The 905-nt window shown below is 29.0% G+C and carries 1 protein-coding gene; it reads right to left on the minus strand.

Annotation, left to right across the window (positions count from 1 at the left end; genetic code table 11):
• Positions 1–194 precede the first annotated feature (194 nt).
• Complete coding sequence (locus ABD730_RS05795; protein WP_344713219.1) at positions 195–710, minus strand: TlpA family protein disulfide reductase; 516 nt, start codon at positions 708–710, stop codon at positions 195–197.
• Positions 711–905 lie beyond the last annotated feature (195 nt).

Raw genomic sequence — 905 nt, forward strand, 5'->3', positions numbered from 1 at the left:
AAAATGTTAATATTAAAATAAAAAGTTGTTTCATTGTTCGGTTTTCAACTGTTTGGTAACGTGTTTGTATATGGTTTGTTGCGTGGTTTAGCACGTAATTTAGCAAATAAAAACCGAACAGAAAATCCGCGAGGATTTTCGTAAGTAGGCTAGAACTAGCAATAAATTATATACGGTGTTAGCAAAAGTTTTTTTTATTCCTTTCTTAAAAATTTCAAAATTAATTCAGAATTCAATTCAGTAGGCGTTCCATACCAAACAATTTTATTTGAATCGTCAATTAACACTGTTCGAGGTAAAATCATCATTCCATTATTTTCAATTTTTAAGTCATTATGAATTTTCTTTGTTTGGTCAGAAACTACAATTGTTTCAAAGTTTATTTTTTCCAGAATTTTTTGTGCCTTTTCAGGTGTCTCGTACGTTATTGACAGAAACACTAAGTTAGTTTCATTATTGAATTCAGTTTTCAATTCGTTCAAATGTGGAACAGCTTCCAAACACGGTTTGCACCAAGTTGCCCAAAATTCAAGAACTTTAAATTTGTCGTTAAATTCTATACTATTTGGTATGTTTTCTATATAATCGGTAAATTCAATATTTTCTATTTTATTACCTATCATTTTTTTTTGAGCTTTAATAGGCTTTTGGGCATAAATATTAGTTGTCAAAAAAGTCAAGATAATTAATCTTATTATATTTCTTTTCATCTGTCAGTTGATTTTAATTTTTGCTAACGGTTTTGTGTATGATTAGTGGCGTGTTTAAGCACCTAATTTAGCAAATAAAAACCGAATAGAAAATCCGCGAGGATTTTCGTAAGTAGGCGAGAACTAGCCATTAGTTATACACGTCTTAAGTTTACAATTCATTAAATTTAAGGATAAATCAGAAAAGACAAAAGA

Origin of the sequence: Winogradskyella damuponensis, from assembly GCF_039538385.1 — a bacterium.
Classification (GTDB): Bacteria; Bacteroidota; Bacteroidia; order Flavobacteriales; family Flavobacteriaceae; genus Winogradskyella; species Winogradskyella damuponensis.